Annotated in this window: 13 protein-coding genes and 2 pseudogenes; 9 read left to right on the forward strand and 6 right to left on the reverse strand. The window is 67.4% G+C overall.

Going from position 1 to position 24,620, the window contains the following annotated elements:
- Nucleotides 1-315 precede the first annotated feature (315 nt).
- From NGB36_RS17330 to NGB36_RS17345, 4 genes are all read left to right on the forward strand, one after another.
- Nucleotides 316-10,563, forward strand: coding sequence for a LamG-like jellyroll fold domain-containing protein (locus tag NGB36_RS17330; RefSeq protein ID WP_255921202.1), 10,248 nt, complete (start codon nt 316-318; stop codon nt 10,561-10,563).
- A 100-nt stretch (nt 10,564-10,663) separates the two neighbouring features.
- Nucleotides 10,664-11,065, forward strand: coding sequence for a DUF4265 domain-containing protein (locus tag NGB36_RS17335; protein WP_255921203.1), 402 nt, complete (start codon nt 10,664-10,666; stop codon nt 11,063-11,065).
- A gap of 145 nt (nt 11,066-11,210) precedes the next feature.
- Complete coding sequence (locus NGB36_RS17340) at nt 11,211-11,510, forward strand: hypothetical protein (RefSeq protein ID WP_255921204.1); 300 nt, start codon at nt 11,211-11,213, stop codon at nt 11,508-11,510.
- 380 nt (nt 11,511-11,890) lie between these two features.
- The gene (locus NGB36_RS17345) at nt 11,891-12,181 is read left to right on the forward strand and encodes a hypothetical protein (RefSeq protein ID WP_255921205.1); all 291 of its coding nucleotides are present in this window, start codon (nt 11,891-11,893) and stop codon (nt 12,179-12,181) included.
- An 888-nt stretch (nt 12,182-13,069) separates the two neighbouring features.
- Here NGB36_RS17345 and NGB36_RS33455 read toward each other — a convergent pair.
- Complete coding sequence (locus NGB36_RS33455) at nt 13,070-15,214, reverse strand: CHAT domain-containing protein (protein WP_255921206.1); 2,145 nt, start codon at nt 15,212-15,214, stop codon at nt 13,070-13,072.
- Nucleotides 15,215-15,384: 170 nt separating this feature from the next.
- On the opposite strand from NGB36_RS33455, the gene NGB36_RS17355 reads away from it, so the two are divergent.
- From NGB36_RS17355 to NGB36_RS17365, 3 genes are all read left to right on the forward strand, one after another.
- Nucleotides 15,385-16,632, forward strand: coding sequence for a CATRA conflict system CASPASE/TPR repeat-associated protein (locus NGB36_RS17355; protein WP_255921207.1), 1,248 nt, complete (start codon nt 15,385-15,387; stop codon nt 16,630-16,632).
- A 74-nt stretch (nt 16,633-16,706) separates the two neighbouring features.
- A complete protein-coding gene (locus NGB36_RS17360) occupies nt 16,707-17,126 on the forward strand; it encodes an MFS transporter (protein ID WP_255921208.1) in 420 nt (139 codons plus the stop codon).
- A 225-nt stretch (nt 17,127-17,351) separates the two neighbouring features.
- Nucleotides 17,352-17,546 carry a hypothetical protein gene (locus NGB36_RS17365; RefSeq protein WP_255921209.1) on the forward strand — a complete coding sequence of 65 codons (195 nt, stop codon included), beginning with the start codon at nt 17,352-17,354 and terminating at the stop codon, nt 17,544-17,546.
- Between the two features lie 876 nt (nt 17,547-18,422).
- On the opposite strand, the pseudogene NGB36_RS33460 reads toward NGB36_RS17365, so the two are convergent.
- Nucleotides 18,423-18,622, reverse strand: a pseudogene (locus NGB36_RS33460) (NF041680 family putative transposase); the annotation flags it as partial.
- A 35-nt stretch (nt 18,623-18,657) separates the two neighbouring features.
- Nucleotides 18,658-18,861 (reverse strand): annotated as a pseudogene (locus NGB36_RS17370) (hypothetical protein); the annotation flags it as partial.
- 92 nt (nt 18,862-18,953) lie between these two features.
- Here NGB36_RS17370 and NGB36_RS17375 point away from each other — a divergent pair.
- Complete coding sequence (locus NGB36_RS17375; protein ID WP_255921260.1) at nt 18,954-19,217, forward strand: hypothetical protein; 264 nt, start codon at nt 18,954-18,956, stop codon at nt 19,215-19,217.
- 91 nt (nt 19,218-19,308) lie between these two features.
- Here the strand turns inward: NGB36_RS17375 and NGB36_RS17380 are convergent, their stop codons facing one another.
- Together NGB36_RS17380 and NGB36_RS17385 are read right to left on the reverse strand one after the other, a co-directional pair.
- A complete protein-coding gene (locus NGB36_RS17380; protein ID WP_255921210.1) occupies nt 19,309-19,506 on the reverse strand; it encodes a hypothetical protein in 198 nt (65 codons plus the stop codon).
- A gap of 245 nt (nt 19,507-19,751) precedes the next feature.
- A complete protein-coding gene (locus tag NGB36_RS17385) occupies nt 19,752-20,318 on the reverse strand; it encodes a YceI family protein (RefSeq protein WP_255921211.1) in 567 nt (188 codons plus the stop codon).
- 291 nt (nt 20,319-20,609) lie between these two features.
- Between NGB36_RS17385 and NGB36_RS17390 the strand changes: the two genes are divergently transcribed.
- Nucleotides 20,610-21,266: a hypothetical protein gene (locus NGB36_RS17390; RefSeq protein WP_255921212.1), complete on the forward strand. Its 657-nt coding sequence runs from the start codon at nt 20,610-20,612 to the stop codon at nt 21,264-21,266.
- A gap of 820 nt (nt 21,267-22,086) precedes the next feature.
- Here the strand turns inward: NGB36_RS17390 and NGB36_RS17395 are convergent.
- Nucleotides 22,087-24,588 (reverse strand): SpoIIE family protein phosphatase, encoded by a 2,502-nt coding sequence (locus NGB36_RS17395; RefSeq protein ID WP_443741611.1) that lies wholly within the window; start codon nt 24,586-24,588, stop codon nt 22,087-22,089.
- Nucleotides 24,589-24,620: the final 32 nt, after the last annotated feature.

Below are 24,620 nucleotides of genomic sequence, written 5' to 3' on the forward strand. Positions count from 1 at the left end.
TCTGTGAGTCTCAATGTGACTCTGGCGCGGGGGGCGGGCGGCCGCCAAGGTTTGGCAAAGATCGCCGAGGGCAAATCGGGTGCAAACGTGTGTGATCATGCCGGGTCATTATGACTGTTTGTCGATGAATCGTTGCCGAACCGTCAAAGCACGGGTACAACTTGGCCGCTGCGCCTCCACAGGAGGGGCGCTTGTGCCTTGTGTGGGGGTTCTGCGATGAGTCGCCGGGCTGTTGGTGTGTCGTCTTGTGTGGTCAGGGGGTTGGCGTTCATCGCTTCCCTCGGCTGCGGTGTGCAGCGGCGTTGGCTGCGGTGGATGGCGACCGTCGTGAGCGGCGTGCTGCTCGTGACGCTGGCAACGCAGCCTGCGCAGGCGGTCATCGTCGAGCACGCCGTGGCGTCAGGCTCTGCGGTGCTTCCGCAGCAGCGGACCGGGTCGGCGGCGGGGTTGGCGCACCAGGTGAGGTCGGCAGCTCTGCGGGCGAGCCGGAGCGCGTCGAGCCCGAAGGCCAAGCCGGTCCCGGGAGCTTTGCCATCCTCGTCGACGCACCTGCCGCCATCGAAGGAACAAGGCTCCTTCACCCCCAAGGGCACGACTGTCGCCAAGCAGGTCACGCCTCCGGCGCAGGTGCGTGCCGCTTTGCTGAAGCAGGCTCAGCAGCACGCCGCGAGGGCGAATTCGACGGCGCCGCAGGGGGATCCGCACCTTCCGGGGCCGAAGGCCAGCGGCGTGGAGGTGGTCAAGGACCGCACCGCGAACACCTCGGTGTTCCAGAACCCGGACGGCACGTACACCGCCCGGGTCTACCCCCGTCCGGTGCACTACCGCACCGCGAACGGCACCTGGGCGGACATCGACAACACCCTGGTGAAGGGTTCGGATGGCAGGTGGGCCGAGCGGGCGGATTCGCCGTCGGCGAGCTTCGCTGGTAGCGGAAACGATCCTCTCCTGGTCTCCTACGGTCCGTCGGCGAATGAGCAGGTCGGCTACTCGCTGCAGGGCGCCGCTGCCGTGACGGGGCAGGCGTCGGGGAGCACGATCACCTACCCCGCGATCGCGACCGCTTCGGATCTGCAGTACGCGGTCACCTCGAGCGGGGTGAAGGAAACCCTGCTCCTGCACGACGCCTCGGCCCCGACGACCTGGGTGTTCCCTCTCCACCTAACCGGCTTGACCCCCTCACTCACTTCAGACGGCAGCGTGGTGTTCAAGGACGCCTCCGGCGCCGTGCGTGCGACGATTCCGCACGGTTACATGGAGGACTCCAACATCGGTCAGGTCTCTGGCGAGGGCGCGATGTCGACCGGGGTGGCCTACAGCCTGACCACAGTGAACGGTGCCCCGGCGCTGCGGGTGTCGCTGGATACGTCGTGGCTGCACGACAAGGCGCGCGTCTTCCCGGTCAAGGTGGACCCGACTAACCTCAACGCCTCCTCCAGCACCTATGTGGAGACGCCCTACGACATCAACTTCTCCACTGACTCGACGCTGAAGGTCGGCTCCTACGACGGAGGCGCGCACAAGGCCAACAGTTATGTGCTGAACTGGTCGTTCGGGTCGACGTTCCAGAACGACTACATCGAGCAGGCATCGTTGTACCTGGACGATGTGTGGTCCGGGGGCTGCACGGCCGAGCCGGTCTACGTTTCGCCGATCACCAGCGGCTGGAACGTCAGCCAGATCGCCAACTATCCCGGGTTGTCGTACGGTTCGCCGATCGGGTCGGCGAGCTTCGAGGCCGGCGCCAGCTGCGGCGGCTCGTCCTGGCACAGCATCGACCTGGGCGATACCGACCAGGCCTCCGGGGTGAAGCTGCTGGAGGGTTGGGCCCATGGCACCTACAACGAGGGCTTGGCGCTGACCGCGAACAACTCGGTCGTGGCGGCGTGGAAGCAGTTCGCCTCCGTCAACTCCTCCTACCCGCCGTACCTGTCGGTCACCTACAGCACCTACGGGGCCGACTACAACATCCCGAGCCAGAACTACACCGAGCCCACGGCCAACACCTACGGCTCGATGAACGTCAACGTCACCAATCGGGGCACGTCGGCGTGGACGTCGTCGAACATGACGCTGTCCGACGACGTGTACAGCAGCTCCTGGTCGTCAATCAGCGCGATCTCGCCGCGCGTTTCGGTCCCGTCCACGGTTAACCCGAACTCCAGTGTGTCGATGACTGGGTCGATCGGCCCGATCACCCCCGGCCAGTACTACGTGTGCTGGGACATGTATCTGAACGGGAACACCTCGTTCTACTTCACCTACCACGTCACGTATGCGTGCTATGAGATCAACTCGGCAAACGCACCGCCACAGATCGACTCCACCTCGCCACCCTCGAACGTAGCGCTCGGCAGCCTCACACCGGAGCTCTTCGCCTCCGGCCATGACCCGGACAACTACCCGGGCAAGGGCCTGACCTACGACTTCCGTATCTACACCAACCCCACCGCCGGCTCCCCGTCGCTGGTGGTCGACTCCGGCTCGATCAGCGCAACGCACTGGGTGGTGCCATCAGGCAAGCTGTCCTGGAACCAGTCGTACTACTGGCAGGTCTCCGACAACGACACGCTCTCTTCCAGTGCGTGGAGTGCCCCGTCGTACTTCACGACGACCGTTCCCCAGCCGCTGATCACCTCACACCTCGGTGCGGCAGCACAAGGGCCGAACGGCAAGACCTTCGACCCAAGGGTCGGGAACTACACCACCTCCGCCACCGATGCGAACGTGTCCGTGGTCGGACCGGCGCTGTCAGTGGCGCGCTCCTACAATTCCCTCGATCCGCGCACCAGCAACCTGTTCGGCGCCGGATGGTCGACGACGTACGACATGTCCGCAGCGCCCGATAACGACGGAACCGGCGCGGTCGTGGTCACCATGGCCAACGGCCAGCAGGAGCGGTACGGACTGAACGCGGATGGAAGCACGTTCTCCCCTCCTCAGGGCACCTATGCCACCTTCCAGACGGTCAGCGGCGGTGGCTACACCCTCACGGACAAGTCGGGGACCACGTACACCTTCGGCGAGCAGTCCGGTACGGTCTGGAAGCTGACGAAGATCACGGACGCGGACGGGCGGAGCGAGACTCTCACCTACAACTCCGACGGCACGCTGGCCACGGTCACCAACACCGGTAGCAACCGGTCGCTGCACTTCACCTGGGGCAGCGGTCACGTCACCCAGGTGGCGACCGACCCAGCCACCTCCGGTGGCGCGGCCGAGACCTGGACGTACTCCTACAGCGGCAACAACCTGACCGGGGTGTGTCCGCCCACCTCCTCCACGGCGTGCACCGCCTACTCCTACACCTCCGGCTCGTCCTCCGGCTCGCACTACCGCTCAGCTGTACTGGACGCCAACCCCTCTTCCTACTGGAGGCTGGGCGAGTCCTCCGGTACCACGGCAGCCAGCGAGGTCGCGGTCAACGAGGGCAACGACGACGGCACCTACACCGGCGGTGTGACTCTCGGCGCGGCCGGGCCGCTGCCCGGCTCGCCGACCACCGCGGCCACGTTCAACGGCTCCAGCGGTTACGTGTCCCTGCCGAACAGCCTGCTGACGTCTGCGACCTATACCTCGGTCGGGATGTGGTTCAAGACCAGTGGCTCCGGTGTGCTGTTCTCCTACCAGAAGGACGCGCTGACCAACAGCTCCACCCCCGGTAACTACACCCCGGCCCTGTACGTCGGCACCTCCGGCAAGCTGTACGGCGAGCTGTGGGAGAACAGCGTCTCCCCGATTGCCACCTCCGGTTCGGTGGCGGACGGCAAGTGGCACTACGTCGTCCTTTCGGCCGCTGGGAACACGCAGTCGCTCTACCTGGACGGCGCCCTGGTCGGCACCCTGTCGGGGCAGGTGCAGGTGACGGGGCAGCCGGTGGACGCCATCGGCACCGGTTTCCTCGGCGGTGGCTGGCCGGACGAGCCCCACTACAACACCTCCAGCAACACCGGATACCCCACGTACTTCAACGGCACCATCGCCGAGGCCGCCTTCTACACCCACACCCTCGGGCTGCCGGCGGTCCAGCAGCAGTACACGGCCGGCACCACCCCGGCCACCGAGCTGACCGGCATTACCCTGCCTTCGGGCAAGACGCAGATGGCCGCCACCTACGACGCGGTGCGCGACCGGGCCACCCAGATCACCGACAACAACGGCGGCACGTGGAAGCTGTCGGATCCGACCACCACGGGGTCGGGCGCCTACTACCGGGATGCGGTCATCTCCCAGGCGGCCCCGAACTACTGGCGCTTCCAGGACACCTCCGGAACCCAGGCCGCCAACGAGGTCGCCGGCACCACGGCCTCCAACTGGTGGTCCTCCGGTCCCGCGACCTACAACAACGTCACCCTCGGTGCTCCGGGCCTGTTCACCGGCAGCCCGGAGACCGCCGCCTCGTTCAACGGCACCAGCTCATACGTGTCGCTGCCGTCCACCACGATCTACAGCGGCCAGCTCTCGGCGAACTTCTCCGTCGAGCTGTGGTTCAAGACCTCCACAGCCGGTGAGACGCTATTCAGCTACCAGTCCACCGCGATCGGCACCACACCCTCGGGGAGCTACACCCCGGCCCTGTACGTCGGCTCCGACGGCCACCTGTACGGGCAGTGGTGGGATGACCTCCTCTCACCCATGAAGTCACCTGGCACGGTCAACGACGGCAACTGGCACCAGGTCGTGCTCACCGTAAACACCGACGGCGAGCAGACGCTGAATCTGGACGGCAAACAGGCCGACACCCGCACCGGGCAGCAGCTGGACTTCACCGGCCAGTCCTACGTCTCCATCGGCGCCGGCTATTTGTCCGGGGCCTGGCCCGCACTGCCGTCGAACAACCCGCAGGGCTACTTCAACGGCGAGATAGCCGAGGTCTCCACCTTCAACCAGGCCCTCAACTCCACCACGGTGGCGGCGCAGTACGCCGCCCGCGGCACCTCCAACGGCGCCACCCCGGTCACTGCCGTTACCGTGACCGACCCGACGGGCAAGACGCTCACTTACCGGTATGACCCGGACAACGACTCCCGGCTGATATCGGTCACCAACGCGCTCGGCTACACCACCTCCTACAGCTACGACACCGGCGGCTTCCAGAACACCGTCACCGACCCGGACGGCAACTACACCGCCACCACCTACAACGCGCGCGGGGACGTGCTGTCGCGCACCACGAGCGACATGCACGGCGACACCACCACCAGCTACTGGAACTACCCGGCGTCCGGCACCTACAGCGTGACCGACCCGCGCAACGACGAGCCCACCTCCTACGCCGACCCGCGCTCGGCCAGCTCCACCGATACCACCTACGCCACCACCTACACCTACTCCTCGACCGGAGACCCGCTCACCACGACCAACCCGGACGGGGATGTCACCACCAAGACCTACACGGCGGGAACCGAGTCCGCGATCGGCGGCGGCACCGAACCGCCAGGTCTGACGGCTTCCGCCAAGGACGCAAACGGCAATACCACCACCTACGCGTACGACAGCTCAGGCGACCTTGCCCAGGTGACCTCGCCCTCAGGGCTGAAGACCACCTACACCTTTGACAATCTCGGCCGCCGCCTCACCCAGACACAAGTCTCGGACACCTACCCGAACGGCGTCACCACGAGCTACACCTACGACGCCCAGGACCGCATGGTCACCCAGACGGGACCGGCCACCACGGACGCCGTCACCGGCACCACCCACACCCCGCAGACCACCTACACCTACGACGCCGACGGCAACACCACCTCCAAGGCCGTCGCCGACACCACCGGCAAGGACGCCACCCGCACCACGAGCTGGACGTACAACGCCTACAACCAGGAGGCCTCGGTCACCGACCCCGCGGGCCGCGAGACCACCTACGGCTACGACGCCTACGGCAACCGCACCTCGGAGACCGACCCGAACGGCAACGCCTATACCTACGCCTACTCGCCGACCGGTGAGCTGCTCACCACGACGCTGACCAACTACACCGGCGACCCGGAAAACCCTTCCTCGCCCACCTCCTTGGTGGTGGACTCCAAGGCGTACGACCCGGCTGGCTGGGTGGCCTCTGACACCGACTCGATGGGGCGGACCACCGACTACTACTACAACTGGAACCACCAGCTCATTCAGAGCTTCCTGGCCAACTTCCACAATCCGGGCGGCTCCACCACCAAGGTCCTCGAGCAGGACGGCTACGACGCGGCCGGTCACCTGATCGAGCAGCAGAAGACCGCCGCGCTGATCGAAACCGACTACACCGTCGACCCGGCCGGCCGCACCACGAAGGCCACTTTCGACCCCTACGGCCTGGACAAGACCACCGCCAACAGCTACGACGCGGACGGCAACCTCACCTCGAAGGCCGTCACCGAAGGCAGCACCACCGAGCAGACCGACTACGCCTACGACTCCCTCGGCGATGTCACTTCCCAGACCGTCCACGACGGCTCCACCAACCTCGTCACCACCAACACCTACGACGAGCTCGGGCAGCTGACCTCCACCACCGACCCGCGCGGCAACGTCTCCGGCGGCACCCCGACGAACTACACCACCTCTTACGCCTACGACGCTGCCGGCCACCGGAGCCAGGTCACCGCGCCGACGGTGAACGCGGAGACCGACGGGGGCACCCCGCAGCAGGTCCACCCGATCACGCTGTACGGCTACGACACCTTCGGTGACCAGACTTCGGTCGACAATCCTGACGGCGACATCACCACCTTCACCTACGACGCGGACAGCGAGAAGGTCGCCACCTCCGACCCGGCCTACACCCCGCCCGGGTCCAGCACCGCCATCACCCCCACCACCACGCAGCAGTACAACGTGGCCGGTCAGGTCAGCCAGGTCACCGACGGCAACGGCAACACCACCAGCTACACCTACGACCAGCTCGGCGACCTCGCCCAGGCGGTCCAGCCCGCGGTGAACGGCACCTCGCCGACCACCCACACCACCTACGACACCGACGGCGAGAAGCTGTCCGTCACCGACCCCACCGGCGCGCAGACGACCACCACCTACGACGACCTCGGCCGCACCCTCACCGTCAGCCAAGTCGTCCGCCAGCCCTCCACCACCACCGACACCACCACCTACGGTTACGACGACGCGAACAACCGCACCTCGATAACCCTGCCCGGCGGCGAGAAGTCCACCGCCACCTACGACACCGCCGGTGACCAGCTCACCACCACCGACCCGCTGAACAACACCACCACCAACACCTACGACCTCGACGGTCGGCTGACCAAGACCACCCTCCCGGACGGCACCGCCACCACCGACACCTACGACCTCGCCGGACACCTCACCGCAACGGCAAACCTCGATGCCACCGGCAAGACCCTGGCCACCACCGGTTACGGCTACGACCCGGCAGGCAACAAGACCTCCGTCACCGACCCCAACGGCAACACCACCACCTACACCTACGACGCCACCAACCTCCTGACCCAGCAGACCGAACCCGTTACGGCCACTGCCTCGATCACCACCACCTTCGGCTACGACGCCGCCGGCAACCGCACCCGCTACACCGACGGCAACGGCAACGCCACCATCGCCACCTACAACACCCTCGGCCTGCCCGAATCCACCATCCAGCCGAGCACTCCGACATACCCCAACGCCTCGGACCGCACCACCACCATCGCCTACGACGCCGACAGCAACCCCACGACCGTGACCCGCCCCGGCGGCGTCACCGTCGCAGCCAGCTACGACGCCGACGGCCGCCTGACCAGCCAGGCCGGCAGCGGAGCGGAAGCCGCCACGGCCACGCGCAGTTTCGGCTACGACGCCGACGGCCGCACCACCTCCGTCAGCGCACCCAACGGCACCGACACCTTCACCTACGACGACCGCGGAAAGCTGCTCTCCGCCTCCGGCCCCTCCGGCACCGCCAGCTACGCCTACACCGCCGACGGCCAGATCGCCTCACGCACCGACAAGGCCGGAAGCACCAGCTACACCTACGACACCGACGGCCGCCTGGCCACCGCCACCGACCCGCTGACCAACGCCACCCTCACCTACAGCTACAACAACACCAGCCAGGTCACCGGCATCGCCTACGGCGGCAGCGCCGCCGGCCAGTCCTTCGGCTACGACCCGCAGCACCGGCTGACCAGCGACACTCTCACCGCCCCGGGCGGCACCACCGAAGCATCGATCGCCTACGGCTACGACGCCGATAGCCACGTCACCAACCAGACCACCACCGGCACCGCCGCAGCCGCCGCCAACACCTATACCTACGACGACTCCGGTCGCCTCGCCTCCTGGAACAACGGCACCACCACCACCTACGGCTACGACAACGCCGGCAACCGCACCAGCGTCACCACCGGCTCCACCACCACCAACTCCACCTACAACGCCCGTGACGAGCTGACCTCCAGCACCAACGGCGCCACGACCACCGACTACAGCTACACCGCCCGCGGCACCCTCTCCTCGGTCACAGGCGGCTCCACCACCGAAAACCTCACCTACGACGCCTTCGACCAACTCGCCACCGACGGCACCACCAGCTACACCCACGACGCCATCGGCCGCCTCGCCACCGCAGGCAGCAACACCTTCACCTACAACGACACCAGCAACACCGTCGTGTCCGACGGCACCGACACCTACGACCGAGGACCCGACGGGTCAATCCTCAGCGTCAGCAACGCAAGCGGCGCAGCCCTCGCCTTCACCGACCAGCACGACGACCTGACCGCCACCTTCACCCCCACCGGCACCACCCTCGTCGGCTCGGTTGCCTACAACCCCTACGGCCAGAGCATCGCCACCACCGGCACCCAGCACGACCTCGGCTACCAAGGCGGCTGGACCGATCCCACGACCAACCGCGTCGCCACCGCCAGCCGCTGGTACGACCCGGCCACCGGCAACTTCACCAGCCAAGACCCCACCAACCAACCCCCCACCCCCTCCGTCAACGCCAACCCCTACACCTACGCCAACGACGACCCCACCGACGGCACGGACCCCACCGGACACGGCTTCTGGTCTTCGCTGGGAGGGCTGTTGGCGGATGCGGACCCGTTGTTCATACCGGGCGATCTCTACCAGCTATGGCAGGACGTCTCCGGAACTCCGGTGGAGGACGACTCCTGCACGGGCCTGTACGGAGTGGACTGCAGCCAGGCATTTGGAGTGCAGCAGGCGCCGGCCGTGACTGGCCTCGTCTACACCGGGGGCAACGACTACTCCACCGGCGGTGACTCCTACGCAACACCGATCTCCGACGGCAGCGGCTACTACGGAGATGGATACGGCGACGGCTACGGGGACGGCTCCTCCGGATACGGCAACGGTGGCGGTGGCTCCTACCAGCCGGTCGCCCCGCCCCCGCCTCCGCCGCCGACCGCGCTGATGGGCCTGGGCGAGTACCCAGGGGCTCGCCCCAGCGGCCAGGTTGACCACGCCAGTTCCTTGGTCAACCCCTGGGACGCGCTACGGCACGACGCGAAGCTGATCGGCACCCTCGGAAGCCTGTTCGACTCGAGCTATCAGCCCACCTCCAACGGCACCCCTGGCCAGAACGCAAACTCAGGCGGACTCGGCGGCGCCGGCGGCATCTTCGACTTCCTTTACCACGCATCCGGTGTATCGGACGTCGTCGACTGCGCCACCAACCCCACCTGGGGAAGCTGCGCTCAGGCCGCCGGCATGGTCGCCCTCACTATCGGCACCGGCGGCGAAGACGAAGTCGCCCTCCTCGGCGAAGGAGCACTAGAAGACGGCGCCGACCAAGGCGTGACCGACGCGATGGAAAGCGCATGCAGCTTCGCGCCGTCGACTCCCGTTCTGCTGGCCGATGGCAAGACCAAGCCCATCAGCAAGATCAAGCCAGGCGACCAAGTAGCGACCGGAAACCCCTCGACCGGCAAGCATCAAGGTTCACAAACGGTAACGGCCCGAGTCGTCCACCACGACAACGACCTCGTCGACCTCACCATCCAAACCAGCTCCCACGACACGAGCGTCATCCACACCACCGCGAACCATCCCTTCTGGGATGACACCCTCCATGCGTGGGTCACGGCCGGAAACCTCAAGCCCGGTCAGAGCCTCGAGACCGCAAGCAACCACCACGTCCAGGTCATCGCCGTCCGCGCCCATCCTGGCGCTGCGGACATGGACAACCTGAGCGTCCAGCAACTGCACACGTACTATGTCCTCGCCGGCGCCACTCCGGTACTCGTACACAACGACGCATGCACTCTGCGGCCGGGTTTCGAACCGACTGAAGGTCGTGGTGGGGCCCCTGGTTCTCGGGCAGGAAAGAACTTCACGCCGGCGGGCAAGGATGAGGTGATTCAACGCAATGCTTACGATCAACCCGATGGAATCGCTCGATGCGCCAATCCGGAATGCAGCGTTGAGCTCCAAGTTCCGGTGAAATCTCAACGTGGGGTGACCCCTGACCCCAGAGAGGCGCAAGTGGATCACCAAGACCCCAGGTCGCTTGGTGGCTCAGGTGATCCCAGCAACGGGCAAGCGTTGTGTAGAGTGTGCAACAGGCAGAAGAGTGACGGCCCACAGCTTTGGTAGGTGGGGACGGGAGCAGTGAGTAGTGACGCGGCGCGATTCGACTGTAATTCACATTCGCTTGCATCGAGACGGAAATTGGCCCCCCTTTAATTCAGAGGAAGTGGAGGCAGTAGAAGTCGGAGACCACAAATACAGGCTCGAGTCTCCTCCTTCCTTCGCCCGACGGTTGGCAGTAGGTGATGTAGTTCGGGTGGCCCACCACGGTTCCTCGCAGGGTCTGTGGGTGGAAGAGGTGCTTGAGTGGGGCGGCCACTCAACAATCCAGGTCATCACCTTCAAGGTCGCCGGTCGCGATGTCGAGAAGGAGCTGAAGGACGGTGCTGCCTCATTGAACTGCTCAATAAAGCAGACGTCACTCGAAGGCCTGTTCTCGATCGACGTTCCCGGTGGCGTGGGCTATGCGCCTCTAAGGGAGTTCTTGGAACGTGGCACAAAGTGCGGACTGTGGGATTATCAGGAGGCCGCTATTTCCCGAATTCACGACGATGGATTTGGTCGGTAGAGATCTTCCTCGCCTCGCCAGCCAGATTGCAGACGTGGGCTCAACAGATAACGACGTCTCAGCCCGAGCTACTGCAGCGATTTATGCCAGTCGGTGGCGACAGCGAAGCCACCTGGAAGATCGCTGCACCGCCGACTGCCTGCGCTTGACTGTTCCGCACCTGGTCGCGTTCATCGAGGGCGGGGAGCTGCCCGAGCCTGCGGTGCCCGAGACCCGGTGGGAGTGGCGCGAGCGGCTGCCCATCCTGTCCACCCTGCTCGGCTACTTCCATCAGGACGCCGACGCTGATCATCCCGGCGCCGACGGTGGAGGGTACCCGGACTACGAGGCCATCGTCGCGGACTACTTCGCCACCACTGGGAGTACCAGGCCGCCGCCGCGGTCGCCGAGATCAGCGAACTGCTGGAGATGTGCCTGCAGGAGGCCCAACTTGCCAAGGCCATGACCGCACTCGGCGCTGGGCTGCTCCTGCCTCCGGGGTTGTCACAGGGGGCTGGCTGTCGGCGATGGCCGGATACCTGACCCGGCGTCTGATAGAGGCGGGCTACCAGCGTCCGGAAGGGCCGAACCCCGCCTACCCGCTGGACGACAAGCGCGCGTTCACGCAGTGACGCCATGGCGAAGAAGCAAGCTCCGCTGAAGAACCGGCCTGGCCCGGCGCCTGACCACCCCAAATGTAGGCGTGGTGGCCGCGGCACTGCGACCGGCGGACGAAGACCGATCCTTGTTCGACGTCTGCTGGGAGGTCCTGAACCCGGTCTGCCCCTTGGCCCTCGCGGATGCTGACGAGCTGACCGAGCGCCTCACCGATCGGCCCCGTTCGGGTTGGACCAGGCCACTGGTTGGGTCGCCGGCATCCTCGGCACCGGACTCTCCTACCCATCCAGCAGTGACCCGCCCACCGACCCGAGGCTGCGGGCCCTGCAAGACGAGGTGATCGCGGCACTCGGGCCGGAGACGGTGTGGTACGCCAACGGCGACCATCCGCTGTCGTCTCTCCGCCCGTGCCGGTCGGAGCGTTGCTGGAGCCCGATCACCCGCGCGACGATCGACCTCGTGGTCGCCGCGCGGGGCAACGGGTTCGACCTCGTACTGGCGCGGGTCGACGAGGCCTGAGGCCCGGCCGCGGACACATGGTCGTGCTCTTCGAGCCGTTTCCGGTGTCTACACCGCCGAGTCGGGATACGTGACGACGACGTAGCTGGTCAGGGATGGGACGGGGGCTGGCGGGCGGTCCGTCCGCATGCTGGATCCGTGCTGGATCGTGTCCCGATACGGCCGATGGATGCAGGTCGTAGCGGAGTCGTTGATGTTCCGCTTCAACGTTTAATGCCTGTCCGGCGTCCCTCGATAGGGAGAAGTCGCAGGTCAAGGGCGGTGGGTGGAGGCGTCATGGACGGTATTCGCTGCGTTCCGCAGAACGTTGTGGCTGGATTCTGCGGGATGATCTGACGTCACGTCAGTCAAATTTGCGCAGGTCGGGACGTTGTTGTTGGTGCCGCTACGGCATGTTCGGAATACGGACGCTGGATTCTTGCTGGATGGGCGTGATCTCCAAAAGGTCCACTTTCGGGCCGCTCTCCGGGGCAAGGGCGCTGGAGGGGGTCGGTCTGGAATGACCAGCCGTCGTAGGTCTGGGAACCGCCCAGCGGCTGCGGCTGCGCGGTTTGCCCCGGGAGCGGGTCCTCGACCTGCTCCCGGGGAGGGGACGTTGCGCTCACACGTGCGTGAGTTGCCTTTTCCTATAGGTAGGGGCGGCTTCGTTGCCGTGGGTTGTCTGAGCTCGCTCGCCGCCCTGCAGCCGCAGGCCGCCCGGTTTACGTAGTGCGTTTTTGTGACCGGACACCGGGAGGCTGGCCGTTCCATTGCTGGCGCCGCCGGGTCTGGCCGGTAGGGCAGGCCGCAGAGGTCTTCGGACGTTCTCGATGCCCTCGTCGGCGAGCGCGGTGTGGAAGTCGGCCGGGTAGACACGTTGCGGTCCCGGAGGGGTGGATCCGGTTCCCGTCATCCGCCGACGTGCACGTGCGGAGCCCATAGGCTGGGCAGTTCGGGGTACATCCGCCGCAGTTGCATCACCGCGCGGCGCAGTGCGGCCGCGCTGCGCTCGGGGTCGATCGCGCCGGAGTCCTCGTCGCTCCGCATCTGCGCATACACCGTTCGTACCAGCCGGACCGCGACCAGGTCGTTAACCGTCCACTGCGATCCGATGACGTTATGGAAGCCGGCGAGATGTATCGCCGTCGACAAGGTCAGCGGCTCGTCCATCAGCGCGGAGATGGGACGGAACGCCGTGCTGCACGCCGACAGATAGGCGAGGCGCGAACGCGGCAGCCTCAACGCGGTCAGGTCACGGACCGTCAGTCCGCCGCCGGGGTCGGTCGGCAGCAGCAACCGGCTTTCGCCGGGGTTGTCCAGGTCCAGTACCCCGTGGCAGGCGAAGTGCACCACCGGGTGGTGAGCCAGGTGCTCCTTCACCGCCTGCGCGGTGGCGTCCTCGCCCACCAGCGGCTTGGTCGCCACCAGCCGGCGGAGCACATCGATCTCCCGGTCGATTCCGGGGAGTCCGTCCTGCGGTGCGGCGACCAGCAGGAGCGGGGCCTGCGCCTCGCCGGGTGAAGCGGGGGCCGGTTCCCGCAGCAGACTGCGGAGGGTCGGGGCATAGGACGGGACGACGTGGTCGAGCACGGATTCGCCCGTGGCTCCGGGGCTTCCTGCGGCGTGCAGCGGCAGATGACCGGTGAACCCGCAGGGTATCCACCACAGCCGCGGGAGCTCTCGTCCCTCCCTGTCGGCGGCCGGGGCGCCGGTGAGAAATCCGGCCGCTTCGAGCGCGGGCCGGGCCACACGAGTCCACAGCCATTCCAGGAACTCGCGCAGATCTTCCTCACCGGTCCGGCGCGCCTCCTGGCCTCTGCCGCCGATGGCGAACGCGACCGCTTTGAGCATGCGGCTCGCCTGGTTGGTGAACTCCTCACGCGTCACTTCAGGGAGGGGTACGACGGTGATGGTGCCGCTCCGCAGAACGATGCAATCGCTGCGGTAGGCACTGGTGTTGACGAACACCACAGTGCGCTCGCCGAGCCCCGCGATCAGCTCCCGTATCGGAGGCGGCTCGAGGAACCCGGGGAGGATGTCGCGTATGGCGCGGAGCGTCTCATTCCAGGAGATCACCGTGGACTGGTGGCGGGTCGCCGGACGTTGCCCGTCGAACCCGTCCCGAAGGTGCTCGAATCTCTCCGCCAGCGCGGGGTCGAGTGTGCGCAGCCGGACCAGATCGTCGTCGGCACCGGTCAACTGCTCCGCCAGTACGGCTCGTCCGTACTCCAGCAGCTCCAGCGCCTTCTCCGGCTGCCCCGCCTGCAGCGCGCAGCCGGCGCCCTCGGCGGCGAGTGCCCACAGGCGGTTCAGCAGGGCGGCCTGATCCGCGGGGCCCAGCCGTACCAGGGCCAGCAGCGGCAGTAACTCAACCGCCTGGGTGAAGCCCTGCAACGCGCGGTCCCACTCGCCGAGTTCGGCACGCGCCCTGCCCCATGCATAGGCCGCCGTGACCCGGCTCTCCGGTTTTGCGTTGGGCTGGGCGGCCGCCTGCTCGTAGAGGGTGCAGGCGCCGGGCGCGAGCGGGCTGTCGGCCCTGCCGTCGAGCAGTCCTCGTCCCACCTTGATCGCCTCGGTGAGATAGGGGTCGGAATCGTCCCCGGACCGCTCGGCGCGCAGCCGCAGCGCATGGATTAGCCCGGACAGGTACAGTCTGCGGTCCTTGTCCTCGACGGCGGCCGGATCCGTGTCGTGGACCGTCCGCCATCCCTCGACAGCCGCCCGCCGGTGTGCCACGGACTCATCGAGATCCGCGGTGTCCCCGGTGCGCAGATACCGGTCGGTGAGCAGCACCGCCAGCTTGTGCAGAGCGAGCGGTCGGTCCGGATCCTCCGCCGGTATCTCCTCGACGCAGTCCCGTGCCATCGCGGCGGCCTCGTCCAGCAGAGCGTCATCGCCGGTCACCCGGCCGAGACGGGCGAGGTCCGTGGCGACGTTGAGCCGGTACTTGGCGTGGAAGGGGTCGTCTTCCGGGACGATCGTCACGACGGTACGGCTGGCGTCGAGCGCCGCAAGCAGATCGTCGATGTCGCCGGCGCGCACGAATCGGCGCACGAGCGCCGCGCTGAGCGTCGACAGCAGGTGATGGCGGTCGGGATCGCCGTCCGGGATCAGTCCATCCAGGTCCTGGAGCCTATCGATGGTCTCGTCGAGCGCGGCGCCGTCCGGCTCCTCGATCTCCAGAAATGACGACGCCGGTGCGCGGGAGCCCGGGGGAGCCGGCGGTGCATAGCCCGAGCCTGCTCGTCCATCTCTTCCTTCGTGCCGACCGTGTCGAGCACCGAGACGCGCCGGACCGCTCCTACCTGGAGGCGGTATGGGAGGGCTGCGGACGGCTCGGGATGGAGCGCGCGATCCCTGGCCGGTTGGAGCCGCTCGAGCTGCCCGCGGCGCTGCCGCCCGGCCGCGGGAGCACGGTACGGGTCCTGGCGGCGAGGGAGGCACCCGGCGCGGGGGTCCGGCAGGCCTTCGTCTTCCGCTCTCATGACGTCGTCGGTCTCACCGCGCTGCTCGCGCCCTCTGACGGGCGCGGCTGGCGGGAGTTGGAGGCGATATGGGACCGGCACTGCCCGGCGCCGGGGGACGATGTGGTGCCGCTGGGCGGCGTACGGCTGTACCGGGCGCTGGGCGGCTCGCGATCGCTGCGCGGCGGCGGAGCGCGTCGGCTGACCGCGGACCTGCGCGGGTCGGCGCCGCCGCACCCGGCCGGCACCCGGGCGGGATGGAGCGGGCCCTGCGCTGCGGCGCACGACGGAATCCTGCTGTGGGAGCAGCGCATCGGTCCGGAGGCCCGACTGCAGGGTGACCGCCGGCTGGTGGTCGTCGGTCACCGCAGCAGCGAGGCGCGTCTCGACGGCTGGACATGGATCGAAGGAGAGCCCGGGCTCACCGCGCTCGGCCGCTATCTGCTGCATGCCGCCAAACTCCGCTATGAAGCGCGGGTGTACGCCGCGGGCGCTGGGTTCAGGGGGCTGCGTGCCGAGGCCGAGGAGGTGCTCGACGATCTGATGCGGCTGCACAGCCGGCCGCCGGAGCGGATCGAGGAGTTCCTCGCCGCCGCACGCGGTCTCGCCCGGCTGCAGGCGGGCGGGGAAGGCCTGATCACCGCGGCCACCCGGCTGCGTGCACTGCGCAGGACAGCGGAGATCGCCGCCGCGAACATGACTGCCGCGGTGGGGGAGGAGTGGTTCCGTGATCCGGCCGGACCCTTCGCGCAGGACCGGCGCACAGCGCAGTGGCTCACGGCACAGCTTGACGACGACGTGCTCTATCTGCAGGCGACGAGCGACCGGGCTCGGGACCGACGGCTGCAGCGGCCCCGCCTACCGCAACTACGAGAGCTTCATCCGCATCCACCTGCTCCCCCCGCTTGGGCAGCAAGACGGCGGCGGGTGTGGAGCGAAAAGACATCGAAGCCCTCGTCGCGGAACTGTCCAGGCGGCTCGCACCCAGCACCGTGTGCGACCGGATGAAAACGGTCAAACACCTCTTCCAGAACCATGGTGGAAGAGAGGCGGCGGGCGGATGACCTCGCCGCACTGAACGCATGGACCCGCGCAGGGTGATCGCCGTGGGCCTGGTGCTGCTAGGTCTCGGCATGGGCCTGACGGGAGCCGCGCACGGCGCAGTTCTGATCGGCTTGACAGTCGTGCTGTGGACTTTCGCGGAGATCACCTACGCCTCGATCGCCAACGCCTATCCTGGCGAATTCTCGCCCCCGCACCTGCGGGGTCGGTATCGGGGAGCGGATGGCATCGCCCACACTCTCGCCGGAGCCCTGGGACCCGCCGTGGGCGGATTCCTGTACTCCTTCTCCGCCCCTGTTCACTGGTTGACCTGTGCTGCTGCGGCCGTATTGGGTGCCCTGCTCATCCTCGGAGCGAAACCCGGTAGACAGCATACGGTCCTTGCCGGAATGCCCGCATCGACGGGTGCCGCAGAGCCCGTCTCCGAGCTGGGCAGCTAGCGGCCGAGACCGCTGGCTGCCGAAAGACCACTGGAATCGGCGCCGCATTGACGAGAAAGTTCGTCCGCGGCGCCACCGTTTCCGCCTCCAATGTGAAGTGAGTTGAAACAGTCATGACGATCGAGTCGACCAGCATTTCCGCAGCACACCGGATCGACATCCCGTCAGCCACCGATGAACCGGCCGCGTATGTCACCGCGCTGCTCGACGTCGCATCCGTTCGATGTGATCGCCCAAACCCCGGTCCGTGCGAAGGCGCTGTGCCTGGACACGCCGACGGAACTGCTGGAGCGGGAGCCGGAGCCCGGTGAGTGGCCAGCTGCCTACGGCATCGGGCACCTCTTCGACGTCGACGTGGTGTGCGGCTTCCGCTGGCGCCTGGTGGCCACGGAAGACGACCCCGTCTACCCCCGCCGATAGTCAGCCGAAGCACACATAGCTGGGGGTGACACCTGAAACAGCTGACACTCCCCGCAACGACTGACTCGAGGACTCACCATCATCAAAGGCCCTGGACAACATAAAACGGATCCCATTCAACAACATTGAGTCATTCAGTGAGCTGAGAGACAATCGATTCTGATCGAATACGAACCGATCGAGCCCGTGAAGACGGACATGCTTCTCTGTGGTGGCACACCGACGTGAAGGGAGACCCTTGCTGGGGCCTCCCTTCACGCTTACCCGATCACGGCACTATGCAGTGACGACTAGAAAGTCACCGGCTGCACACCCGGTGAGCCGGATGCCAGGTCCGGGTCCAGTAACCGGCGTGGTTGTGTCCCTTCCTGTCGCGGTATGCCGGGTGCCAGGTGCGGGTCCAGTAGCCACCAACTTCGTGGCAGCGCTCACTCTTTACCACCACACGCTCCCCGTGGACAGGGGCGGCAGACGCCACCCCTGCTGAGGTAATGGCCGCGCCTCCCGCAAGCGCTACGGAAGCCGTACCCATCGCAATCCACCGCTTAAGACCAGTTCCCATTTCCGAACATCCTTTCCAGCTGCTGGGGTGATGAACCCGGTCACGACAGCGAGTGCTGTCGTCGCACCGTGCATTCGACATACTGCCCGTCTCGGAGAGCCATTTCCCGTGAATCGCCCAGCTGTTACACAACCCCAACAATCTAACTTTCTCTCAGCTAATTCTCAGATTTCTCAGATTTCTTAGGCGCTACACTGAGCTGAGCTCTTCAGATCGTCACCGGACCGGGGAATGGTGCGGCCCGTGAGCGCGAAGCTTTTTTGTCGTTGCGATGGTGTCAACTTCCGCTTAGCTTCTTCCTTAACGTCGAGCGCTTGATCGCGTTCGATCAGCCTTTCGGGTCGTTTGACGGTCTTGCCCACGACGTCGTAGCGGGTGGCTAGGACGGCAATTCCGGCTTCTCGGTGGCCGTCCTAGCCCTGGCCGGGAGGGTTTGGGTGCACGCGCCGGACAGCCCAGGTGGGGGATGTTTCCGGAACCCGCGTCGGACTCGTGCCGGTGTCAGTGTTCCGGAGCGGTCCGGCTCCTCCTAGCCCTCACCTCTGACGATCACCCAATCGAGTGACCACGTCGGACCCGGTCTTCCTTGGCCAGGCCCGGGCTCCACCCACGACCTGACCACCGCATCATCGAGGCGCGGAGGTGGAGGCCGGCGAGGTAGCTCTCGGGCGTCTTGTCATATCGAGTCGTGCTGCCACGCCAGGCCTTCAGATTGTTGATCAGGCGCTCGACGGTGTTCTGCTCCTTGTAGGCCAACGACGGACTCGCCGCCGCCCGCGCCCCGCGGACGCGTCGGCGGGCGCCGCCCCAAGCTCACCGCCGACCAGGTCGCGCTCGCGCAGCAGCTGTACGACGTCCCCGAGAAAACCGTCCAGCAAATCGCCGACCTGTTCGGGGTGCCCCGCTCCACGGTCTACGGACACCTCAACAGAGATACCACCGTGCCTCGCCAGCCGAAGAAGAACGCCGCGAAGAGCGAAGACCTGACGCTCGACTCGCAGGTCGGCTTGCTACCGGCTGGCTACTTTGCCCCTGGGGACAAAGGTAGGAGTCCGGGGCCATCCAGGGCGGGCGTAGCCCGTCGCCCGCGACGCCGAAGGCGCCCTTGACGAGCGGAGTGGCCCCGAACCCTGCGCTGGCGAGCGAATCCGGGCTCGTACTCCAGCCGAAGATCATGTGACGTGGTCTTCGGCTGGAGTATTAGGTGCTGTGGTGTTCGGTGAGTGGGCCAACGCCGAGATCTTCGCGCATGAGCTTGCGCATCTTGGCGGCTGCATTGCCGCGTCCCTCCCAGCGCGCGTGATCCTCGCGCTTCCACCGATTCCAATCCGCGATGAGCGTAGCGACGATGCCGATCGCGGCCCCGGCCAGGGTGGAGAGCAGTGGCAACCAATCCATGGGGGCCAGCGTGCGCCATACGGTGGCGGCGGCACCAGGTGGGCTTCGAGGCCGGACCTGTACAGCCGGGCTGCGGCACTCGACGACGAGCAGCGCGGCGGCCACGACACCGTGCGGGCAGGTCGCCGCAGCGCTGCGGGCGGAACGGCGCGTGATCGGAGGTGGGCGCGGTGCGACGGTATTGCCGCGGCGGCGACCCCGCGACCGTTGGCGCCCCGGAAGGACTCCACGGCGCCGGCGTCCGATTAGGGTTCGGAGCGGGGCGTCGGCTCGGCCACGTCGAACTCGATCCGGACTTCGTCCGCCAGCCGCAGTGCGCCGAGGAACGCCGTGTACGGCTTGATCCCCCAGGTGGATTGCAGAATGGTCGCGGCGCCGCGAAGGCGCCCATCGCCCGCCTGACCATGCACCGTCACCGGATGAGTCCGGCCCTTGATCGTGAGGTCACCGGTGATGTCGAACGACTGCAACGTGCCCGTGATCCGGGTGGAGCGGAAGGTGATCGAGGGATGCTCGGCGGTGTCGAGCAGCGCCTTGCCCTGAAGCGTTCGCTTGATCTCGGCACGGTCGCCGTCGGTGAGGGGCTTCAGTCCACCGGTCCCTTCCCGCACTTCGAGCGATGCGGTCTCCACCGTCACGGTTACCGAGCACTTCGCCGGATCGCTGAGCACCACCGTGGCGTCGCCCGACCAGTGTGTGGCCTCGATCGTGAGGTCGTGTCCGGCCTTGCGGCCGAGTCCGGCACGGCTGGTCTTGACACGCAGGCTGCCGATCGACGATCCGATGCGATATCTGCCGTCTGTCAATGTCACAACGTTTACTGTACGTATCCGCGGTGGCGGCTGCAGGCCGAGTTCGGGTCGTCGAGCTCGGCCCCACCGACCTTGAACCGGGGTGGATCACCGAAGGTGATCCGCATCGGGACGCTGCCCACTCGCCGGCGGCCGCCTATCCCGCCCGCTGTAGGGTCCCCTTCGCCAGGCGCCACGAGCCGATGTCGCCTGCTGGGATCTCGTGGCAGGTGATGTCGCAACCGTGCACGCCGGGTGGGCGCGCCGCGGCATCCGTGGCCGGACGGGCCCGCTGTGGGCGCCCGGGCCGGGATGGGGCTGTGGCGTCATTGCCCCGGAACGCCGGTCCGGGGCGACGGTACGGCCCGCCGCAAGGGCGGTCGGCGGCTGCCAGGGAACCGACCTGCGGCCCGGCGTGGGCCTGGGGCACACGTCCCTGTCTTCCGCCAGGGACACGGCGACTTCACCGGCCTGTTCACCGCCGCCCTGAAACGGCTCGACGGCCAGACCGTCCCCCAGCCGCCCGGAGGCCTGCAGCGGTGGCTGGCGCAGACCTTCCCAGACGCCCGTTGCATCTGCTCGGCGGTCCCCGAAGTGCCGGGAACAGTAACCCCGGCCGACTTCCCCCACTGGGCCGCCCCGGCCGACGTGGACGTCACGGTTGTCCGGACGCCGCTGGGCGTGGCCGAGACCGGCTCGATCCTCCTCACCGAGGCCGAGCTCGGCATCACCACCGCCGGCGTGCTGGCCCAGCACCTGGTCGTGCTCCTCGATCCGACCGACTTGGTCGAGAACATCCACCTCGCCTACCAGCATCCCGCCTTCCAGGAGGCCGCCTACGCGCTCCTGCAGTCGGGACCATCCGGGTCCGCCGACATCGGCGGCAACACCGTCCATCCGGCCCAGGGCGTCACCACCCTGACCGTCATCCTGGCGCCCCGCGCTACCACGGGTCGAGGTGAGCCATGACCCAGGTCCGCTGCTCGGCAACGTCCACGGCCGCGCACAGATCCAGCAGAACTGGACGAAAATGACAGACCGTTCAGAAAGCTCGCCGGACAGATTGCCGAGAAGTCCTGAAGAGGCACAGGCTGCGTGAGAAAGGCGCCCAGGAGAGGTCGGTGCGCTGCGGCGAGGGGTCGATCCCAGCCTCCTTCAAGATCTCCCACACGGTGGAAGCCGCGACCTTGCGCCCCAGGCACAGCAGTTCGCCCGGATCCGGCGGCATCCCCAGCCGGGTCTCCCGCGCCAGACGGACGACCAACACCGTAACGCCTCCGGTTTCGGTGGTCGGCCCGGACCTCGACGCGGATACGTCCACTTTCGGGCGACGAGCTGGGCATGCCATCTCAGCACCGACCGCGGGCTGACCGGCAACGTCAGTTGCGCATGCTGCTTCTTGCTCAACAGTCGCAGCAGCGCCGCCGTGACGGCCGATCGCTCCAGGCGAACCAGGTGCGCGCATGGGTGCGTTGCAGGACAGAGAGCCGGTGGCGAAGCATCAAGATCTCGATGTCCTTCCGCCGCACCTGAGCGCGCCAACAGCGCAAGCCACAGGAAGATCTGGCCTACGAGCCGGTAGATCAGACGTATTGCCACGACCTCAGATCATGCCCCCAGCCCGCCACCAGTTCGCCTGTCTTACGGCACATCGTGACGCCGAACCTCCACGTCAGTGTGGGTGACGCAGTTTCCGGCACGCACAGGCCAAGCACCTCCTGCGGCGCAGAGCCGAGCAGCTTCCTCGGCCCGCTCGCGCCACCCGGCGATCCTCCCTGCCGCGGCGTCCTCATGCGCCCGCAGGGAGCGTTTGCTCACACCAGATGATCTTGCCGATCGAGGTCTGCCGCGCACCCCAGCGCTGCGTGAGCTGCGCGACGAGCAGCAGGCCCCGGCCGCCCTCGTCGAACACGCGGGCCCGGCGCAGGTGCGGTGCTGTGCTGCTGCCGTCGGTCACTTCGCAGATCAGCGTTCGGTCGTGGATCAGCCGCAGCCGTATGGGAGCGGCGCCGTACCGCAGGGCGTTGGTGACGAGTTCGCTGACGACCAGTTCGGTGACGTAAGCGACCTCCTCCAAGCCCCATGCTGACAGTTGGCGGACGGCGTCTGCACGGACGCCGGCCACTGCTGCGGGATCGGCGGGCACGTCCCAGGTCGCGACCTGCCCGCTGTCGAGACGCTGGACGCGGGCCAGCAGCAGGGCGGCGTCATCGGCGGGTTGGTCTGGAAGTAGGGTCCCGACAGCCTTGTCGCACAGGGTGTCCAGCGAGAGGCCCGGGACCGTCAGCGCCTGTTGCAGCGCTTCGAGCCCGGCGTCCATCCCCCGTTGTCGGGACCCGACCAGGCCGTCGGTGTAGAGGGCGAGCAGGCTTCCCTCGGGCAGTGCGATCTCAACCGCTTCGAAGGGAAGCCCGCCGAGGCCGAGTGGAGGTCCGGCAGGCAGGTCCAGGATGGCTGCGGTGCCGTCCGGACGGGCCACGGCGGGTGCCGGGTGTCCGGCGCGGGCGAGCCAGCAGAGGCCCGACACCGGGTCGTAGATTGCATACAGGCAGGTGGCGCCGACGTCTCCCGGTGCGGCGAAGTCCGCGTCCGTCTCGGATTCGTCGGCCAGCCCGATGACGATGTCGTCGAGCTGCGTGAGCAGCTCGTCCGGAGCGAGGTCGACGTCTGCGAGGGTCCGTACAGCGGAGCGCAGTCGGCCCATGGTCGCGCAGGCGTGAATGCCGCGTCCGACCACGTCGCCGATGACGAGCGCCACCCGTGCGCCGGACAGCGGAATCACGTCGAACCAGTCGCCGCCCACCCCCAGCCGGGGATCAGCCGGCAGGTACCGGAAGGCCGCCTCCACCGCGGACTGCTCCGGCAGCCGGCGCGGCAGCAGGCTGTGCTGCAACGTGAGAGCCGCCGTGTGCTCGCGGTTGAAGCGCCAGGCGTTGTCCAGACAGACGGCCGTCCGGGTGACCAGTTCCTCGGCCAGGGCCAGATCATCGGTCGCGAACGGCTCGGGGTGCCGGCACCGGACGAAGCCCACCACTCCCAGCGTCGTCCCCCGCGCGATCACTGGTACCCCGATCCATGAGTGGAACCCGTATTCGCGGCCCTTGGCGAGACGCGCGGGGTCTTCTGCCAGCCAGGCGCCGACGGCCGGGTCCGCCAGCTGGTGCAGTTCCGACCGCCCGGTCGCCAGGCAGCGGGCCTGCGGCGATTTCTCCGGGTAGAACGCGACCTCGCCCACTTCGACCAGGGCCTCCGGCGTGCCCTCCAGGACGGACTGGTGCGCCACCCGGCGCAGCACTGCGCCGGTGATCGGCCCCTGGGGCAGCTCGTCCCCGCTCAGCAGCGTCTCCAGTACATCGACGCTGACGAAGTCGGCGAGCCGGGGTACCGCCACCTCGGCCAGTTCCTGCGCCGTACGCACAATGTCGAGTGTGCTGCCGATGCGCGTGCTGCCCTCGTTCAGCAGGTTCAGGCGTTCCCGGGCCTCCTCGGCCCGGCCGGCCAGCGCAAGCAGCTCGGTAGTGTCCCGCAGCGTCGCCACGCACCCGGCGGGCCCGCCGTGGACAGCCGTGGGCCGGAGATTGACAGCCAGCAGCCGGCTACCGGCCGGATGCACCTCGTCGGTGACGGTGCGCCCGGATGCCAGCAGCTTGGCCATTCCCGGGTCCAGGCCCAAGTCGTCCAGAGGCAGTTCCTCCGCGGTCGCACGTATGCCGAGCAGCTGCCGGGCCTCGTCGTTGGCCAGCACGACCCGCCGGGCCGCGTCCAGGATCAGCACACCTTCACGGACCGAGTGCAGGACAGCGTCGTGGTGCTCGTACATCCGGGTCATCTCGACCGGTCCCAGGCCATGCGTCTGGCGTCGCAGCCGCCTGCTCACCAGCGCCGCTCCGCCCGCAGCGAGGGCCAGCGAACAGGCCGCGGCGCCGAAGATGACCGGCAACTGGCGGCTCACCGTGGCGCCGACATCGACTGTCTGAACGCCCGCGGAGACGATTCCGATCACCGTGCCATGCGCGTCGGTGACGGGGACCAGGGCCCGGACTGCGTTCTGCGGCTTGCCCTTGAAGATCTCGGTGAAGGATTGCCCAGCCGCCGCCCGGCCGGAGACGAAATCAACGCCGGAACCCTTTTGCGCTTCTACGGCGAGCGGCTCGAGCAGCACTGTGGGATTGGGCGATCGCAGCGCCTGCACGACGCCCGGGGAGTGCGCGAAGCCCTCCGCGACAGCGAGTGAGCGGTGGCGGGCATCGGTCTGGGTGTCGTTTGTGGTCTTGAGCACCAGGGCCACCATCGCGGCGGCTGCGAGCAGGACGAGGACCGCCA

The sequence above is a fragment of the Streptomyces humicola genome (genome assembly GCF_024436035.1).
Lineage (GTDB): Bacteria > Actinomycetota > Actinomycetes > Streptomycetales > Streptomycetaceae > Streptantibioticus_B > Streptantibioticus_B humicola.

Bases quoted from the DNA above. Each gene is read 5' to 3' on its own strand.
- NGB36_RS17330 (WP_255921202.1), top strand. From the start codon at position 316: ATGGCGACCGTCGTGAGCGGCGTGCTGCTCGTGACGCTGGCAACGCAG.
- NGB36_RS17360 (WP_255921208.1), top strand. From the start codon at position 16,707: ATGGACCCGCGCAGGGTGATCGCCGTGGGCCTGGTGCTGCTAGGTCTC.
- NGB36_RS17395 (WP_443741611.1), bottom strand. From the start codon at position 24,588: ATGGTGGCCCTGGTGCTCAAGACCACAAACGACACCCAGACCGATGCC.
- NGB36_RS17390 (WP_255921212.1), top strand. From the start codon at position 20,610: ATGGGGCTGTGGCGTCATTGCCCCGGAACGCCGGTCCGGGGCGACGGT.
- NGB36_RS17380 (WP_255921210.1), bottom strand. From the start codon at position 19,506: ATGGATTGGTTGCCACTGCTCTCCACCCTGGCCGGGGCCGCGATCGGC.